Source organism: Gilliamella sp. wkB18 (assembly GCF_001690875.1).
GTDB classification, from domain to species: domain Bacteria; phylum Pseudomonadota; class Gammaproteobacteria; order Enterobacterales; family Orbaceae; genus Gilliamella; species Gilliamella apicola_A.
On the sequence record NZ_LZHM01000027.1, the window covers coordinates 34,795 to 51,246 of the forward strand.

General features: G+C 31.9%; 15 protein-coding genes. 6 read left to right on the forward strand and 9 right to left on the reverse strand.

Annotation, left to right across the window (positions count from 1 at the left end):
• The first annotated feature begins 94 nt into the window (after positions 1–94).
• Positions 95–436, forward strand: coding sequence for a DMT family transporter (locus A9G48_RS01840; protein ID WP_034945141.1), 342 nt, complete (start codon positions 95–97; stop codon positions 434–436).
• 21 nt (positions 437–457) lie between these two features.
• The gene (locus tag A9G48_RS01845) at positions 458–772 is read left to right on the forward strand and encodes a DMT family transporter (protein ID WP_034945144.1); all 315 of its coding nucleotides are present in this window, start codon (positions 458–460) and stop codon (positions 770–772) included.
• Between the two features lie 203 nt (positions 773–975).
• Here A9G48_RS01845 and A9G48_RS01850 read toward each other — a convergent pair whose 3' ends face one another.
• Positions 976–1,578, reverse strand: coding sequence for a peroxiredoxin C (locus A9G48_RS01850; RefSeq protein ID WP_034945147.1), 603 nt, complete (start codon positions 1,576–1,578; stop codon positions 976–978).
• A 140-nt stretch (positions 1,579–1,718) separates the two neighbouring features.
• Positions 1,719–3,017: an ATP-dependent RNA helicase SrmB gene (srmB, locus tag A9G48_RS01855; protein ID WP_065575728.1), complete on the reverse strand. Its 1,299-nt coding sequence runs from the start codon at positions 3,015–3,017 to the stop codon at positions 1,719–1,721.
• A gap of 473 nt (positions 3,018–3,490) precedes the next feature.
• Here srmB and trmA point away from each other — a divergent pair, with 473 nt between their 5' ends.
• The 3 genes from trmA (at position 3,491) to A9G48_RS01870 (ending at position 7,009) form a co-directional block, all read left to right on the forward strand.
• The gene (trmA, locus tag A9G48_RS01860; RefSeq protein WP_051825145.1) at positions 3,491–4,588 is read left to right on the forward strand and encodes a tRNA (uridine(54)-C5)-methyltransferase TrmA; all 1,098 of its coding nucleotides are present in this window, start codon (positions 3,491–3,493) and stop codon (positions 4,586–4,588) included.
• 350 nt (positions 4,589–4,938) lie between these two features.
• Positions 4,939–5,625 (forward strand): heavy metal response regulator transcription factor, encoded by a 687-nt coding sequence (locus A9G48_RS01865; RefSeq protein WP_034945150.1) that lies wholly within the window; start codon positions 4,939–4,941, stop codon positions 5,623–5,625.
• Complete coding sequence (locus A9G48_RS01870) at positions 5,612–7,009, forward strand: heavy metal sensor histidine kinase (protein WP_034945153.1); 1,398 nt, start codon at positions 5,612–5,614, stop codon at positions 7,007–7,009. The genes A9G48_RS01865 and A9G48_RS01870 overlap by 14 nt, the downstream gene beginning before the upstream one ends.
• Here the strand turns inward: A9G48_RS01870 and A9G48_RS01875 are convergent.
• The 6 genes from A9G48_RS01875 to A9G48_RS01900 all read right to left on the reverse strand — a co-directional run bounded on the left by A9G48_RS01875 (position 7,002) and on the right by A9G48_RS01900 (position 11,805).
• Positions 7,002–7,202, reverse strand: coding sequence for a YaeP family protein (locus A9G48_RS01875; RefSeq protein WP_034945155.1), 201 nt, complete (start codon positions 7,200–7,202; stop codon positions 7,002–7,004). The two genes, A9G48_RS01870 and A9G48_RS01875, sit on opposite strands and share 8 nt — an antisense overlap.
• A 37-nt stretch (positions 7,203–7,239) precedes the next feature.
• On the reverse strand, positions 7,240–8,202 hold the full coding sequence (gene rfaC / locus A9G48_RS01880) for a lipopolysaccharide heptosyltransferase RfaC (RefSeq protein ID WP_034945157.1): 963 nt from the start codon (positions 8,200–8,202) through the stop codon (positions 7,240–7,242).
• Positions 8,202–9,251 carry an ADP-heptose--LPS heptosyltransferase RfaF gene (rfaF, locus tag A9G48_RS01885; RefSeq protein WP_034945159.1) on the reverse strand — a complete coding sequence of 350 codons (1,050 nt, stop codon included), beginning with the start codon at positions 9,249–9,251 and terminating at the stop codon, positions 8,202–8,204. Before rfaF ends, rfaC begins: the two co-directional genes overlap by 1 nt.
• Before the next feature lie 15 nt (positions 9,252–9,266).
• The gene (gene rfaD, locus A9G48_RS01890; RefSeq protein ID WP_034945161.1) at positions 9,267–10,193 is read right to left on the reverse strand and encodes an ADP-glyceromanno-heptose 6-epimerase; all 927 of its coding nucleotides are present in this window, start codon (positions 10,191–10,193) and stop codon (positions 9,267–9,269) included.
• A 108-nt stretch (positions 10,194–10,301) separates the two neighbouring features.
• A complete protein-coding gene (locus A9G48_RS01895) occupies positions 10,302–11,072 on the reverse strand; it encodes a methyltransferase domain-containing protein (RefSeq protein ID WP_034945163.1) in 771 nt (256 codons plus the stop codon).
• A 1-nt stretch (position 11,073) separates the two neighbouring features.
• Positions 11,074–11,805: a 1-acylglycerol-3-phosphate O-acyltransferase gene (locus A9G48_RS01900; RefSeq protein WP_034945167.1), complete on the reverse strand. Its 732-nt coding sequence runs from the start codon at positions 11,803–11,805 to the stop codon at positions 11,074–11,076.
• Positions 11,806–11,894: 89 nt separating this feature from the next.
• On the opposite strand from A9G48_RS01900, the gene mnmD reads away from it, so the two are divergent.
• Positions 11,895–12,608 (forward strand): tRNA (5-methylaminomethyl-2-thiouridine)(34)-methyltransferase MnmD, encoded by a 714-nt coding sequence (gene mnmD, locus A9G48_RS01905; protein WP_034946089.1) that lies wholly within the window; start codon positions 11,895–11,897, stop codon positions 12,606–12,608.
• A gap of 54 nt (positions 12,609–12,662) precedes the next feature.
• On the opposite strand, the gene tamB is transcribed toward mnmD, so the two are convergent.
• A complete protein-coding gene (tamB, locus tag A9G48_RS01910; RefSeq protein ID WP_034945170.1) occupies positions 12,663–16,451 on the reverse strand; it encodes an autotransporter assembly complex protein TamB in 3,789 nt (1,262 codons plus the stop codon).
• Position 16,452 lies beyond the last annotated feature (1 nt).

Here is a 16,452-nt window from a genome sequence, read left to right on the forward strand (position 1 = left end):
TTTTTGCGAACCATCTTCCTTTTATATAGGTTAATATCGCTAAAAGAGCATAATCAAATAATAAATGTAAAAAAATAAATATAGTGGGGTAGCAATGTTTAATATAAATAAGATTTTTAGCATAAATAAAGAATGGGCATTTGTGATCCTAACTTGCTTTTTTGAGTTGTGTTGGATTTTGGGGTTTAGCACTGCAACGGAACTTTGGCATTGGATTATTATTGTGATCCTAATCATTATTGATTTCACACTTCTTACGAATGCTTGTAAAACAATTCCAACTGGTACCGTTTATGCCATATTTTCTGGTGTTGGGGCTGTTGGTTCAGTGGTCATCGATATGTTACTTTTTGGAAAAGAAATAAAATTGATGCAGATTTTCTTTATTGCTTTAATCATTATTGGTTTAGTGCAACTTAAACGCACAGATAGCTGATGAACGATAATAGAGGTAAAAATGGGGTGGTTATTAATATTGACAGCATCTATTTTTGAAGTAACTGGTGCTGTTGGGCTGAAACTATATGCACAGAAAAAAAATTTTTATAAACTAGTTTTATATTGGGGAGGTTTTTTTGTTTCTTTTATATTATTTTACTTATCACTTCATTATCTTGAGTTGAGCATTGCCTATCCGGTATGGGTTGGTCTTGGAACGTCGGGAGCCGTACTGGCCAATATGCTATTATTTAATGAACCTAAAAATCCTTCACGTTTATTTGGGCTTGGCATTATTATTGTTGGTGTTGTTGGCTTGCATATGACAATGTAATTTATTATTGCATTTAAGAAACTAATTTTACTGTAGGTTTAACTATATAATTGAAATAAAAACCCCTAAAATTAAATTTAAAGTTTTGTTAACTTAATTAGTAAAATATTGCAGTTAATTTATAAAAAAACCGGAAAATATCCGGTTATTAATAGGCTATGTGGTAAAATGATTTTTAAACTTTAATTTAATTATTTGTTTATTTATAAATCATTCGCATGTTGCTTAAGGAAGTTCGCCACGCCGTTAGGGTTGCCTTGCATTCCTTGTTTACCTTTAGTCCATTGTGCTGGGCAAACTTCACCGTGTTCTTCATGAAATTGGTATGCATCGACGATACGAATCATTTCATCAATGTTACGACCAATTGGTAAATCATTGATAGTTTCGTGACGAACAATACCTGACTTATCAATAAAGAAGGATGCGCGTAATGCAACACCAGCTTCTGGGTGTTCAATTCCATATGCTTGCATAATTGAATGTTTAACATCTGCTACAATTGGGAATTTTACTTCACCAATTCCACCTTTATCTTGTGGTGTGTTACGCCATGCGTTATGCACATATTCAGAATCCATTGAAATACCAATAACCTCAACCCCACGCTTTTTAAATTCTTCTAAACGATGATCAAAAGCGATAATTTCTGATGGGCAAACAAATGTAAAGTCCATAGGCCAAAAGAAAACAACAGCATATTTTCCTTTAATATGTGTTGCTAAATTAAAATTATTAACAATTTCACCAGAACCTAAAACAGCTGCTGAAGTAAAATCTGGGGCTTTACGAGTGACTAATGTCATGGTATTTCTCCTAAAAAATCTATAAAATAATACTAACAAAATTGCAAGATTATTATAACAATTAAAAACAATAGTCCAATTCATTATGAACAATCAATTGTATAAGTTTAAACTATTAAGAAAACAATTATTCTTCGAAATTAATTATTAATTCTTCGTTTCCCTTTATTTTTTTTATCTCGCAAGCGCTCTTTTACTTTTTTCTTATTCGCATCAGATTGCTTGTTTGCTTTATTTTTTAGTTTCGCCTTTTGTGATAGTTTTTTCTTAGTGACTGGTTTTGGGGCTTTAGTTTTTGGTTTCAATCCCTCAATAGTGCGCAATTTAATTGGCTCTTGAATGTAACGTTCAATTTTTTGTAATAATGGATTATCATGTGCTTCAACAAGCATTATTGCTGTACCCTTTTTTCCTGCGCGTGCTGTTCGACCTATGCGATGTAAATAGACATCAGCAGTTCTAGGAGCATCAAAATTAATGACATGACTAATATCATCAATATCTATTCCTCGAGCTGCTACATCTGTGGCAATTAAAACATTAACTACATTGTTTTTAATTCTTTTTATTGCTTCATTACGTTTAGCCTGAACCATTTCACCCTCTAGGTAACAGCTATGTATCCCCGCTTGATGAAGTAAAGTTACTAGCTCATGTACACGTTCCCGCTTACGTACAAAAACAATGGTTCTCTTTACCTCTTCTTGTTTTAGCAAATGGCTTAACAGCGCAACTTTATGTGTTAGATCATCAGCACGATAATAAAATTGTAAAATTTTTTTTCGTTCTTTACGTGATGGCTCAGCTTTAATTTCAATAGGATCGTTCAAAATGCGTCGAGCAAAATTTTCTAAACCTTCACCTTCAAGAGTGGCTGAAAATAACATTGTCTGTTTACGCCAGCGAGTTTCAGCAGATATTGTTTCTACATCTTGCGAAAAGCCCATATCTAACATGCGATCAGCTTCATCTAAAATGAGTATTTCAACAGCTCGACAGTCGAAGTTTTCTTCTTTTATATATTGTAATAACCTACCGGTTGTTGCAATAACGATATCTTGGTTTTTACTAAACACCTCTGCATGATTCATATAAGCTACGCCGCCAGTAATAGTTGCTATGCTTAAATGTGTCGATTTAGTCAATAATTTAGCTTGTTCAGCAATTTGCATAGCAAGCTCACGAGTTGGAGTTAAAATCAAAATACGGGGAGGACCAGGTTTACGGCGTGGAAAATCTAATAAATGTTGAACAGCCGGAATTAAAAAAGCTAACGTTTTGCCTGTACCTGTTGGTGCTGAACCTAAAATATCTTTATCATCTAAAGCAGCAGGAATGGTTTGTGCTTGAATAACGGTTGGTATCTTAATGTTTTGTAGTTGAAGATTTTGAATTAAAATATCATCTAATTCTAAGTCAGAAAAAGTTTGTTTTGTCATAGTAATCTTATTGTCAAAAATTATTTGACACATTATAACCACAAAGGCTATAACTACAATCATTATCCCTGCAACTACTATCACTTTGATTCATTAAATATCGTCGTATTGTTATTATTAGAACTACTGTAATGCCTATTGCCTACTTAAATATTTTTGTGAAATTAAAAACTTTTTAAATTACTTTTAAACAATCAATATATTTTTTATTAATTTATTATCTAAATTATATTTTTCATTAATCATTAATATATGTATGAATAACACTTTAATATAGTGTCTGGACTTATCATCATTCTATGTTTGTGATAGAATCAATTGAAGCCAAGCGCTAGTGAATGATATATTGTCTATTCCATCTTTGAGTTGTTTGGATTATCCACAAAATATTCTAATACAAATTTTTATTAGATATTGGTTAGATTTTTATATTTGACTATTTTCCCTTTTATATTAACAATCATATAATTAAAATGACTGAATATTTCTTGAGCAATAAGTATAACCAACAATTAGAAGATAAAAAAAATTATTTAATAGCATTATTATCGGAGTTTAATCTGCCTGATTTAACAATATTTTCATCTCCGATTAATCATTATCGCATGCGCGCTGAGTTTAGAATTTGGCATAATGGTGAAGATATATATCATATAATGTATGATAAAAACACGAAAAAGCGTGTAAGAATTGACAATTTTCCAATTGGGACTAAACTGATTAATCGTGCTATGCAAGCAATTTTACCACTTTTAAAACATAATCAATTACTTCGTCATTTACTTTTTCAGATAGATTATTTTTCCACTTTAAGTGGTCAGCTATTAATTACACTTTTGTATCACAAGAAATTAAATGATGACTGGATTGTTGAAGCGAATAAATTGAAAAGTCAATTGGCTTCAAAAGGAATCGATGCAAATATTGTTGGGCGAGCTAACAAACAAAAAATTGCAATTGATGTAGATTATATTGATGAAGTTTTACCTGTAATGGGTAAAAATTTGATGTATCGGCAAGTTGAAAATAGTTTTACTCAGCCTAATGCTATTGTAAATATTAAAATGTTAGAATGGGCGATATCAGTGACGAAAAATTCAACAGGAGATCTGCTTGAATTTTATTGTGGTAATGGTAACTTTTCTATTGCGTTAGCCCAAAACTTTCGTAAAGTATTGGCTACCGAAATTGCTAAAGCATCGGTTTATTCTGCTCAATATAATATTGTTTCTAATAATATTGATAATCTTATTATTGTGCGTTTATCTGCGGAAGAATTTACTAGTGCAATTAAAAAAGAAAGAAAATTTAAACGGTTAAATGGTATTAATTTGGATGATTACCAATGTAATACAGTACTAGTTGATCCACCTCGTGGAGGATTAGATTTAAATACTATTAATATATTAAAAGATTATCAAACAATCATTTATGTTTCTTGTAATCCTCATTCTTTATATGAAAATTTACATTATCTAACCCAAACACATGTTATTAAGCATTTTGCATTGTTTGATCAGTTCCCTTATACAGAACATATGGAAATAGGGATAGTATTATATAAAAAGTAATTTAACATCATATTTAAATTGAAATGCTTTTATTAAATAGGGATAGTTAGGAAATAATTAATATTGTTTCATGTATATTTGCGATTTTAAGTAAAAAAAAACCCTAGATAAACTAGGGCTGCATTAAATTGCAAGGAATGGATGAAAGGAAATAAAACAATGAAACAATAATGTCTAGCCTCATGAATCATTGTGTGGATACTATAACAAATAAATCTAAACTAATTAATGACCAAAACATTACAAAATAGTCATTAAATTATCATGAATGAATTTGTTCTCTTCGTATATCATATAACAGTGTTATATCAGTTCGATAATCTGATAGGTCAGCAAAGGGAATATTCAAAATGAAATTATTAGTTGTTGAAGACGAGCAAAAAACAGGAGAGTATCTTCGTCAAGGGTTAGTTGAATCTGGTTTTATTGTCGATCTGACTAAAAATGGTTTAGATGGTTATCATCGGGCCATGACTGAAGATTATGATTTAATTATTTTAGATGTAATGCTACCTGATATTGTTGGTTGGAAAATTGTAAAATCGTTACGTGAAGCAGGTAAAGATACCCCAATCATGCTCCTAACTGCTATGGGGAGCGTTGAGGACAAAGTGAAGGGGCTTAATCTTGGTGCGGATGATTATTTAGTTAAACCTTTTTCATTTGCCGAGCTATTAGCTAGGGTAAAATCATTATTAAGGCGAAATGTTCCACAAGTAAATAATTATCAATTAAGTATTGCAGATTTGGTAATGGACTTACCTAAACGAACTGTAATACGTTCTGACAAAAGAATTGATTTGACTAATAAAGAATTTTTATTGTTAGAATATTTTTTACGTTATCCAGGTGAAGTTTTACCACGCTCTTTAATCGCTTCGCAAGTTTGGGATATGAACTTTGATAGTGATACCAATGTTATTGATGTGGCGATTAGAAGATTACGCAACAAAATTGATGCTGGATTTGAACCAAAACTTATCCATACTGTTCGTGGTATGGGCTATAAAATAGATGTATTGGATGAAGCAGAGTAAAATAATTTCATTTCGTTTACCCCTTATTGTTTGCCTACTAACATGTGGGCTACTTTACTGTTTTAGCTATTTAATTGAAAGATCATTTGAAAAATTTTCGATTAGGCAGAATGTCACAGAGTTAAATTCTGTGATTACCTCAATTGAACGTGAGTTATCTTATTATTCTCCCGATGAAAACCATGATGAATTTATACAAAATCTTCTATTAATTCTGACTGGTCATCATCAATTATTTGCCTATATTCTTGATGACCTTGACAAGGTTGTATACCGAACTCGTGGTCCTAACCTATCGATAGCATTAACAAAAGATCAGTTAGAACATTTAATTACGAATAAAAGTAGTGAGATACAGAATATTGATAAATCCTCTTATCGTATAGCTGCATCGAGAGTAATGATTGAAAAAGGTAAACAATTTACCCTGATAGTTGCTGTTCGCCGTGATCTACAAATTGAGTTTATTGGACGATTAAGAAACGGTCTAGGCTTACTTATTATTATATCTTGCTTCATGGCATTAATTGGTTCATTTATCAGTATCTATTTTACGCAAAAACCTATTAATCGTTTGATTAAAAAAATTGAACGTATAAACTTAAAAAGTCTTAATTATCGCATTTCTACTTCATCTGTTCCTGTAAAATACGTAAGTTTAGTTGGGGCATTTAACGATATGCTTAATCGCGTAGAGGATGTGTTTCATCGTCAGCGTAATTTTACGGCTGATATTGCTCATGAAATGCGAACACCAATCACTAATCTAACTACCCAAACGCAAATAGTGCTTAGTAATGCTAGAACGACAAACGAATATAGAGAAATTTTATATTCTAATCTAGAAGAATATGAAAGAATGTCACAAATGATATCTGATATGCTTTTTTTGGCACAAGCTGATAATCGTCAATTAATGCCTAATTTAATCGATATTAATTTACCTAATATGATCATGATGGTCTGTGACTATTTTGAGCCACTAACCGATGAAAAAAATATCCTATTTAATATTGAAGGCACATGTTCACATATTCAGGGTGATAAATTGATGTTAGGAAGAGCAATTAGTAATATCTTATCAAATGCGATTCGTTATACACCAATTAATCAAATTATAACTATAACTTTAGGTCAAGCAACCGAAAATCGCGTTAAATTGATCATATCTAATCCGGGTGAAAAAATTGATAGCAAACATTTACCTCACCTATTTGATCGTTTTTATCGTGTTGATAAATCCAGAAATCGTAATGACAGTTCAGGTGCAGGGATAGGGCTTGCGATTGTTAAATCAATTATTGAAACGCATAAAGGCTCAATTACAGTTGAGTCTGATGATAAGTCTACACGTTTCATTATCATTTTGCCTACAGTTATTTAACCTCATAGTCACTAATTAATAGATTAGCTGCCGCATAAGCAGCTTTATTTTTTATCTCTTGTGGAATTTGTTCATTGCGAACGACTTCATCTAAAATTTGTAGAACCACGCCTAAGGCATCATCAATATAACCCAATTCATTATTACTAATTTGAGCATATTTCTCGCAAATAAGAGCACTATATTTATTCATTAAGTCGATTCCTTTTTATTTTAAAAATGATTTTAACTTATAAAAAATTAGCCAACTGATGATAAACTTGTTCGGCCTGAATTGTTTGCATACTTTTTTGTGGTGAAACAATCTTAAACTGATTTTTCCCATAACTGCCAATTAATTTAGGATCAGTTTTACCAAATAAAGTAATATTAGGGCGGTCTAAGGCCGCAGTTAAATGACTTAACCCAGTATCAACCGATACAACAGCTTTTGCTCCTACAATAACAGATGCAATTTCATAAAGTGAAAGCTTAGGTAATACTTCAACATGGTTAAATCCCTGAGCAAGGCGAATTGAACGTTGTTGTTCATGCATTGAACCCCAAGGTAATTTTATTTTTAAACCTGTTGGCTCAATTAATTTAATTAATTTTCTCCAAGCTTCTTCTGTCCAATGCTTATCATCTCGTGTTGTAGAGTGTAAAAAAATTAAATATTGTTGATTATCGCTAGGTGGTGAAGACAGAAAATGATGAGCAATTGCATAATTTCCTATTGAATCAGGTACAACATATTGTAGGCTTTTTGCAAATAACAGCCTAATACGTTCAATCGCATGCATTTGTTTAGAAACATTATGCTTTACATCATAAAACCAACTAGCAATTGGCTCTTTAATGCTTTTACGATCCAAACCATGTTTAATGCCACGTGCTTTTCGTGTAATTAAAAAAGAACTTTTAATTAATCCTTGTGCATCAATTATGCAATCATATTTTTTCTGACTAAGATTTTGAATAAATTCATAATGTTCTTGGCGAACATTTTTAGCAAACCAATTTTTTCTCCAGCGTCTTATTGCAACAGGAATTACTCTATCGACGGCAAAATGCCAGCTAGGTATTTGAGCAAAATTTTCTTCAACTACCCAATCAAAGGTAATGCTAGGTAAGTTATTGGCTGCATCGGTTAAAGCTGGCAATGTATGCAGTACATCACCCATTGAAGATGTTTTAACAACTAATACACGCATTATTCATTACTCTTTTGGCAACGTACAATAAGATTCATCAATGTTTCAAATACGTTATCTGGTTTAATATTGATTAAACTTTGATGATAGCCTTGTTCGGTATCACCTTTGCGAACACGATGATGGTACCCAGTAATTAAACGAATAATTTCAGACTTGTCTGATAGTGGAGGTGTAAAGTCAGGACTACTTGGCCCATAAAGTGCTACCAATGGTTTATTTAACGCGGCTGCCACATGCATTAATCCTGAATCGTTAGTTACAATCGCTTTACAAGCGGATATTAAACTAACGACTTGTTCTAATTGAGTTTCACCAGCTAAGTTAATACACATATCAGAATGGGACATTTTGGCAATAATCTGTTCGCCTATTTTTTTATCATTTGCTGAACCAAAAATAAGAATTTTAGCATGTTGCTTAGCTAGCATATCAGCAAGTGCTGCGTAATGATAATCGGGCCAACGTTTTGCAGGGCCAAATTCAGCACCAGGACAAAAGCCAATTAATGGTTCATCTTGTGTTATAGCAAAGGTTGATAGAGTTTGGGTTATTTCATCTTGTTCGACATTCAGTTTTGGCCATAGTAGTGGTTGTGGCAAATCGGAAGCCGAATGAATTTGATTAGGATAAGCAAGCGCAATATAGCGTTCAACCATTAACGGAAATGCTTGCTTATCAAGTTTACGAAGATCGTTTAATAAACCATAACGCATCTCACCTTTCCAACCTGTACGTTTAGGAATTTTGGCAAAAAATGGAATCAATGCTGATTTGAATGAATTAGGTAATACAATAGCCTGATCATAATGGTTATTACGTAGTGATTTACCTATTTCACGACGTTTTTTAAAAGCAAACTCACCATGGCCTAATGGCATTGCAATTGCTTGATTCACTTCTGGCATTTTATTTAATAGTGCTCGACACCAAGCCGGAGCTAAAACATCAATTTCGTTATTAGAATCAAGCTGTTTTAATGTACGATAAAGGCTTTGCGACATCATCATATCGCCAACCCATGAAGGACCAATAATGAGTGTTTTCATTTAATCAATTCCATCTTATTGTTCATTAAGCCATTTCATATATTCAGTAGTCCCTTCTGCAACATTTTTAAATTCAATTGGGCATTTAGTTTGTCTAAATTTAGTCAGATCAGCTTGAGTATAGCTTTGATAGCGTCCTTTTAGATGTTCAGGGAAGGGAATATAATCAATTTCATCTTTTTTATGATAAGTAAGAACCGCATCAGCAACAGCTTGGAACGATTCTGCTCGACCTGTTCCACAGTTATAAATTCCTGATATTTTATTTTTCCAGAACCATAAATTGACTTCAACGACATCACCAACATAAATAAAGTCACGTTTAAAATTATCGCTACCAGTAAATAATTTGGGTGTTTCACCTTTATTTATTTGTTCATTTAAATGAAACGCAACACTAGCCATACTGCCTTTGTGTGATTCGCGTGGTCCATAGACATTAAAATAACGGAATCCACAAATTGGTGAATTAGCTTTGGGTAGTAATTGTCTTACATATTGGTCAAATAAGAATTTAGAATATCCATATACGTTTAATGGCTTTTCATAAGTGCGATCTTCAATAAAGTTATCACTGCGCCCACCATAAGTAGCGGCTGATGAAGCATATAAAAATGGAATGTTGAAATCGAGACAGTAATGCAATAAGTCTTTTGAATAGTCATAGTTATTTTCCATCATAAACTTGCCATCCCATTCTGTGGTTGATGAGCAAGCGCCTTGATGAAAAATAGCATCGATATCAAGGTTTTCACCAGCAACAATCAATGATATAAATTCATCTTTATCCATATAATCAGCAATATCTAAATCAACTAAATTGGCAAATTTAGTACCATCAGTTAAATCATCAACAACCAAAATATTTTTATGTCCTTGGTCATTTAATCCTTTAACAATATTACTACCAATAAATCCTGCGCCACCAGTTACAACGATCATACTCATTTTCCTTAACTGTAAAATTTATCTGCTTATGATAACGAGTTATGACAAAATTTTCGAGTAATCATTTTAAAAAGCTTAAGCTAAAGTGGTTTAATTTATGATTCATCTTATTTTAGCTGTAACCAAAATATATCTTGCTAAATTAATATATGGCTCTGTTTGGCAATACTTTTTTTCAAGTTCAAGTAGCTGATCAAAATGTGTTTCGGCTTTAGATTTATTTATAAGATAATCGTGGAAAATGCGAATTCCCGTTTTTTGTAAAATATTAAAATCTAATTGAATTAACCATGTATATACTTCATTTGGGTCTCGAGGAAAATCAGGAGAAAGGGTCTTTTTTTTACGTTTAGCTAATCCTGATTTAGTATAACCAAAGTTACCAAGTGTAACCGTTTTGAATAATAGTGCGTGATAGTTATAAAACATTAATGATAAATAACCATCAGGCTTAATAAATTTTTTTAATGTTTGGATTAGTTCAACAGGCTCAGTAACCCATTCTAATACAGCATGACAAATAACTAAATCAAATTGTTTGTCAATTACACTGCTAAGCTGTTGAATGGAACAACAAATACAATCTAAATGGACCTGTTCTGATAGGAATTTTTGTTGAGCAAGTTCAAGCATTTGTTCAGAAATATCACATAAAATTACTTGATGGCCAAGTTTGGCAAGCCTACAAGCAATTTGACCTTGACCACCACCGGCATCAAGGATAGTTAATGTTTTATTTTTAGCATAGGTTGCTAATATTTGTTCGAGCTCATGCCAAACTATTGCTTCTCTAATTCTACCTTTTGTTGTGCCGTAAATATTTTGGGCAAATTTATTACTGATATCATCAAAATTACGATCTTGCTTGTTCATATTATTTTTGATTGTTGAGTTGTTCTACTTCATTATTTATTTGCGTTATTTTACTCGCCATTTGTTGATAGCACTGCTCCATTAATAATCTGGCATCTTCTTTGCGTAAATTTTTAGTTTCGATTGGATCGAGCATTTCAACAATCATATGTCCATTATTTAAACGGTTTAAGTTAATATTATTGGTATCTGATACACAAATTGGCACAATGGGCACACCAGCTGCTATTGCTGCTTTAAAGGCACCTGTTTTAAATGGTAATAACCCTCGACCATGGCTACGAGTACCTTCTGGAAACATCCATATAGAAATATCATGCTTTTTAATTTCATTAACTACTTGCCTAATAGTATCATGCGCTTTTGATTTATTGTTTCGATCAATTAGAATATTGCCCGTAAGGTAGTAGAGCTGCCCAAAAAATGGAATCCAAGCCAAGCTTTTTTTACCAACTGTCACCGTTTTAGGTTGCACAACATCTGCTGCAACCACCATATCATAATTATTTTGATGATTAGCAACATAAACGTAGCTGCCTAATTTGTTGATATTAGCATTAATGCGAGTATAAACTTTGATGCCTAATATAGGTTTGAAAAAAAAACTAAATAAATGAGCAAATCTTGCCACATTTTTAGGGTTATGTGGGTTAAATATGCAAAATATTATTCCTAATACACAAGTCACAATTCCTATTAACACAACACTAATTAGACGAAAAAGAAAAACCATAGTTTACCTCATAAATTAACTTAGCGTATTATATACATAATCGGCATTAATATACAGTTTGATTGAATATTGCTGTTTTAAGGAGGTTTATGCAAAAATCGACAATTATTTGGGATGAAAATCAAAACCCAATTTCCACCCATTTTCAGGATGTTTATTTTAATACAAAAGGAGCGATTGATGAAACTACTTATGTATTTATTGACGGCAATGATTTACAGCAACGTTTTTATAATCATAATAAAGAAACGTTTATTGTTGCAGAAACCGGCTTTGGTTCTGGCTTGAATTTTTTGCTGCTATGGCAGACATTTTTGAATTTTACAAAAAAATTTCCCAATCATAAGCTCAAAAAACTTAAATTTTTTAGTGTAGAAAAATTCCCGTTATCAGCTGAACAGTTGGTTAAAATTCATAACAATATAATTAATAAGCACAGTCCTTTAGCATTATTAGCGGAACAACTACAAATAAGCTTAATTGATTCGACTATCCACTTTAATAATGTTACTTTAACTATATGTTATAACGATATAAGCTACTTTGGTGAATTTTTAATGAAACAAAAAGTAATGGTTAATGCATGGTTTTTTGATGGCTTTTCTCCCGCTAAAAATCCAGATATGTGGTCAAAATCATTATTCCAAAATTGTTATAAATTAACCGCTCTAAATGGCACTTTTGCTACGTTTACTGCGGCAGGATTTGTGCGAAGAAATTTACTTGAAGCTGGTTTCAAAGTCTATAAACGCAAGGGGTTTGGCATTAAACGCGAAATGCTGATTGGCTTTAAAAGCGAGTAACTTTGGCTGCATTTAATAACTAAGTTAAAATGAGAAATTGAAATTTTATTTGATTTAAAATTCAAATTGATAAATCAGATCCAATGTTTGTGCAATCCCAGATGTTGCCTCTAAATATAGACTTGGAATTAGTCTATAACGTAAAGTAAAGGTAGCAAGAGAATCAAAAATACCCACACCATATTTAAGTTGTAGATTAGGTAAAATATAACCACTAACCACGACTTTAGAATTATTACCTGCACCTTGTGTATCGAGTGTGAGGTTTTTAATACCAAAAACATTACCAATGTCCCCAATATATTTTCCTGTTTTTGCAGTTCCTATACCAACAAGCAGAGAAGTCATCATATCGTTTTCACTTTGATCCGTGTTATCAAGACCTTCCCCTCTTATTAAATAGGATAGTGCCTCTTGCTGAGACATGGCGGGATCTGAGAATATCTCAATTTTAGGATCTTCTGATGTTCCTATGACTTTAATCCCCGCGGTGATATTATTGTTATCAATAGATTCTGGATTGCGGATTGCTTCAATATCTAATCTTGCTTGATCGGTAGGTCCAGAAAAAGTAATGATACCTTTACGAATAACTAAATCTTGTCCATAAGCATGAAATCTTCCTGTCGGAATGAGTACTTGTCCATGAAGATCTAAACCTTTGTTAGTTTGTGTAGCAATTAAATTTCCTTTTAAAGCTGCATTTAAACCAAAAGCATCGACAGTAACTTTATCGCCGATATCGATTTCAATATGACTATTGATCTTCATTCCAATTTTTTGTTTTTCAATTACCTTATAATTTTCATCTAACATAACTTCATCAGATGAAATATCAACACTTGATGTAGGTAAAGATTCAACTGTAATTTTACCTTTAGGAATGCTTACTCTACCTAATAGAGTAAGTTCATCTTGAGTTGCATTAATTCTAAGATCAGGAATAATCGACATAACAACCATTGGAGGAACGGTTACTTCCATTGCAGCACCATTTATAGTAAGTTCTGCTTGCCACTTATCAAAAGTATTCCAATTAGCTTGACCATTAATATTAACATCACCAGATTGCGTAGTTAACACTCCTTTTAATGTTGAAGATTTACCGTTAAAATTTATATCCAATATTGCTGATTTAACATCAACAGGAAGTTGTCTTGCTTTTATTTCGCTGTGCCTTAAGTTAATGACGCCATTCAAATAAGGATCCATTAGCGAGCCTGAAAATTTAATAATTCCATCAATAAAACCGTTTGCATAATCGTTTTTATCTAATAATGGGTTAATAATTGCTAATGCAAGATGATCAACAACTAATTGTCCTCTTAATTTTTTCTGATGAGTTGGATCTGTAATGGATAAGGCACCAGTAATTTTACCCAATTGATTTAATGAAAAATCCCAATTTAATTTAGCTATTTGTTCATTTAATTCAACATTTAACTTAAATAAATCAAAAGGTATAGTTAATGTTTCCGATACGATTATTTGTTGAATATATACCTTGGTACCAGTGATATTGGCTTTTATAGAAGGTATTTTATTCAAAGTAGTAAATTTAATATCAGCTTTTCCATCAATACTACCAACTAACTTAGTTTCGCTGTTATTAGGAATAGGTAACTTAGCGAGATCAATGTTTTTTAATGTCACGCTTGTATCTGTATTAGGTGCTAATGATAGAGGTTTATCTAAACAAATACTTGAGCTATTATTCAGCCAACAATGAGCTCCAATGGTAGGCATGTGTGAAATAAAATCAAAAGATAATGGCAATGTTTTAGCTAATTGCCAATGGTTCTTATTACCTAAACTTAATAAAATGTGAGAGATATTTCCAGACCATTTAGTCCTATCTTTAGTAATTTGCCCTGTTAATGATGTAATAATTGAAGCTGGGCTCCCTTCAATATCCACCGATAGGTTATGATGATCCTCATTTCCAGAAAGTTCGATATTGGCTTTTTTAACGGATTCATTTTCAAACTTAATACCTTGCCCAATTAGTTTTAATTGCCCACTAATTTGCTTTTGGTATTGTAATTTACCTGAAAGGTTTGCTGACTCAACAGTGAATTCGTGAAGATTTAAATCACTAACTGTTAGATTAGTATCCATTGTTTGATCATTGATTGTACCATTTATTTTTACATTTCCAATAATTCTACCTTTCATGCCATTAATAAATAGTGACAGCGATTCTAGACTTATTTTTCCGTTTAAATTGCCTTTATCAGTTGAACCATTAACATTGATTTGATTATTTCCCCAAGCAATAGCAAGATTATTTGTAGTAATTGAATGTTTAGAATCAATTTGCAAGCTTCCGTTAGCCAAAAAATCGGCTTGTTTAATGTCACCTTTTAACTGTAATTCAGAAAGACTTAATTGCCAATGATTGCCCTCTAATATTCCTGTTGTTTTAAATTGACCATTTAAACGAATAGGGAAATTAGGCACTTCTTTACTAATATCTACATTGGTCAATTTTATTTTAGAATCCCATTTTAATGCTTTTCCCCAATCTATATTTCCAGATGCATTGACTTGTCCTTGAGGTAACTGAATCATGCCATGAACAAATGAGATACCTTGATATGTACCATTTCCAACGATATCAAACGTTGCATTCGGAATATTGTTAGCTTTTGTTGTCCCAATCATTGCTAATTTATATTTTTGAACATTGCCATTTAATGATAAATCAAAATTATTTAATTGATATTGTGCATTGCCTTCAATAGGCCATTGAATATGCTTTCCGCTAATACTTGCCATAACAGGCATATAATTTTTAATAAAATTAATATTTCCTTCTATTTTAGCCTTATTTAATCCTTCAACTGCAATATTGGTAGCTATTTCGCCAAGTAATTTACCTGTAATTTTACCGCTAAGTTGATTATTTTCTGTATTTACTATTACAGATGCCGTAATAGGCCAACAATCACCTAATGTAATATCGCCTGAAACCAAAGCATGGCCATTAGCATAAGGTGTTTTGAAATCGGTTTCGACACGTTTAACCAGAATATAGTTATTGATTATATCGGTTTGAATTGAGGCTTGATTAAACCAATAATCTTGTCCACCAATATGTAATAACCAGTTATCACCGCTTAAACGGCTAACATTGATATCTATAGGAATATGAACTTGCGGAAGTGCTTTAATAATAGGTTTATTAAACCATTGATTAATTTTTTCATTAAATGGTACAGTATTCTTTATTTCTTGATTTACTGAACTTTGTGGTTCATCAGCAAAAATAGCAGTTAAGTCTTGAGCAACAGTAGGGTAAACATAAATCTTATGGTTTATCCAAGTTGCTTTTCCGACAAAGTCTGACATACTAAATGTCATATCATTGATATTAGCTTTAACATTGGTTACGTGTGTATTATAAAGTTCAATTGGTAATGGTGTATTTAAAACAATTTGGTTTTTAGATTCCGGTTTATTAGGATCAGTATTGGTTTTACTGGTAATAATATTAACAGTTACACCATTAGCACCAAAATATTTGATGCATATTTTTGTTTGCATTAAACATGCACTAGATAATTCTAAAAATGCTTCATTAACTTGAATATCAACACCAGGCAATTCAAGCGATAGTCCTTTAATATGCAAATTATGAAATGAGCCTTCAACTTGTGCAATTTTTAATTCTGGTAAAAATTTATCTAAAACAACTGTTGTGAGCTTGACCCCTAAACTAGTAAAAATCATAACAAAAATAAATACAATTAGAAAAATAAAAATAGATAGAATAACAAAACTTCGTCTTTTCCATTTTCTGATCTTGTTTATTTTTTTATCTCTAATTGTTTTTTTCGTCATG

Excerpts from the sequence above, each read along its gene's own strand:
- A9G48_RS01840 (WP_034945141.1), top strand. The coding sequence starts at position 95 with ATGTTTAATATAAATAAGATTTTTAGCATAAATAAAGAATGGGCATTT.
- A9G48_RS01845 (WP_034945144.1), top strand. The coding sequence starts at position 458 with ATGGGGTGGTTATTAATATTGACAGCATCTATTTTTGAAGTAACTGGT.
- A9G48_RS01850 (WP_034945147.1), bottom strand. The coding sequence starts at position 1,578 with ATGACATTAGTCACTCGTAAAGCCCCAGATTTTACTTCAGCAGCTGTT.
- srmB (WP_065575728.1), bottom strand. The coding sequence starts at position 3,017 with ATGACAAAACAAACTTTTTCTGACTTAGAATTAGATGATATTTTAATT.
- trmA (WP_051825145.1), top strand. The coding sequence starts at position 3,491 with ATGACTGAATATTTCTTGAGCAATAAGTATAACCAACAATTAGAAGAT.
- A9G48_RS01865 (WP_034945150.1), top strand. The coding sequence starts at position 4,939 with ATGAAATTATTAGTTGTTGAAGACGAGCAAAAAACAGGAGAGTATCTT.
- A9G48_RS01870 (WP_034945153.1), top strand. The coding sequence starts at position 5,612 with ATGAAGCAGAGTAAAATAATTTCATTTCGTTTACCCCTTATTGTTTGC.
- A9G48_RS01875 (WP_034945155.1), bottom strand. The coding sequence starts at position 7,202 with ATGAATAAATATAGTGCTCTTATTTGCGAGAAATATGCTCAAATTAGT.
- rfaC (WP_034945157.1), bottom strand. The coding sequence starts at position 8,202 with ATGCGTGTATTAGTTGTTAAAACATCTTCAATGGGTGATGTACTGCAT.
- rfaF (WP_034945159.1), bottom strand. The coding sequence starts at position 9,251 with ATGAAAACACTCATTATTGGTCCTTCATGGGTTGGCGATATGATGATG.
- rfaD (WP_034945161.1), bottom strand. The coding sequence starts at position 10,193 with ATGATCGTTGTAACTGGTGGCGCAGGATTTATTGGTAGTAATATTGTT.
- A9G48_RS01895 (WP_034945163.1), bottom strand. The coding sequence starts at position 11,072 with ATGAACAAGCAAGATCGTAATTTTGATGATATCAGTAATAAATTTGCC.
- A9G48_RS01900 (WP_034945167.1), bottom strand. The coding sequence starts at position 11,805 with ATGGTTTTTCTTTTTCGTCTAATTAGTGTTGTGTTAATAGGAATTGTG.
- mnmD (WP_034946089.1), top strand. The coding sequence starts at position 11,895 with ATGCAAAAATCGACAATTATTTGGGATGAAAATCAAAACCCAATTTCC.
- tamB (WP_034945170.1), bottom strand. The coding sequence starts at position 16,451 with ATGACGAAAAAAACAATTAGAGATAAAAAAATAAACAAGATCAGAAAA.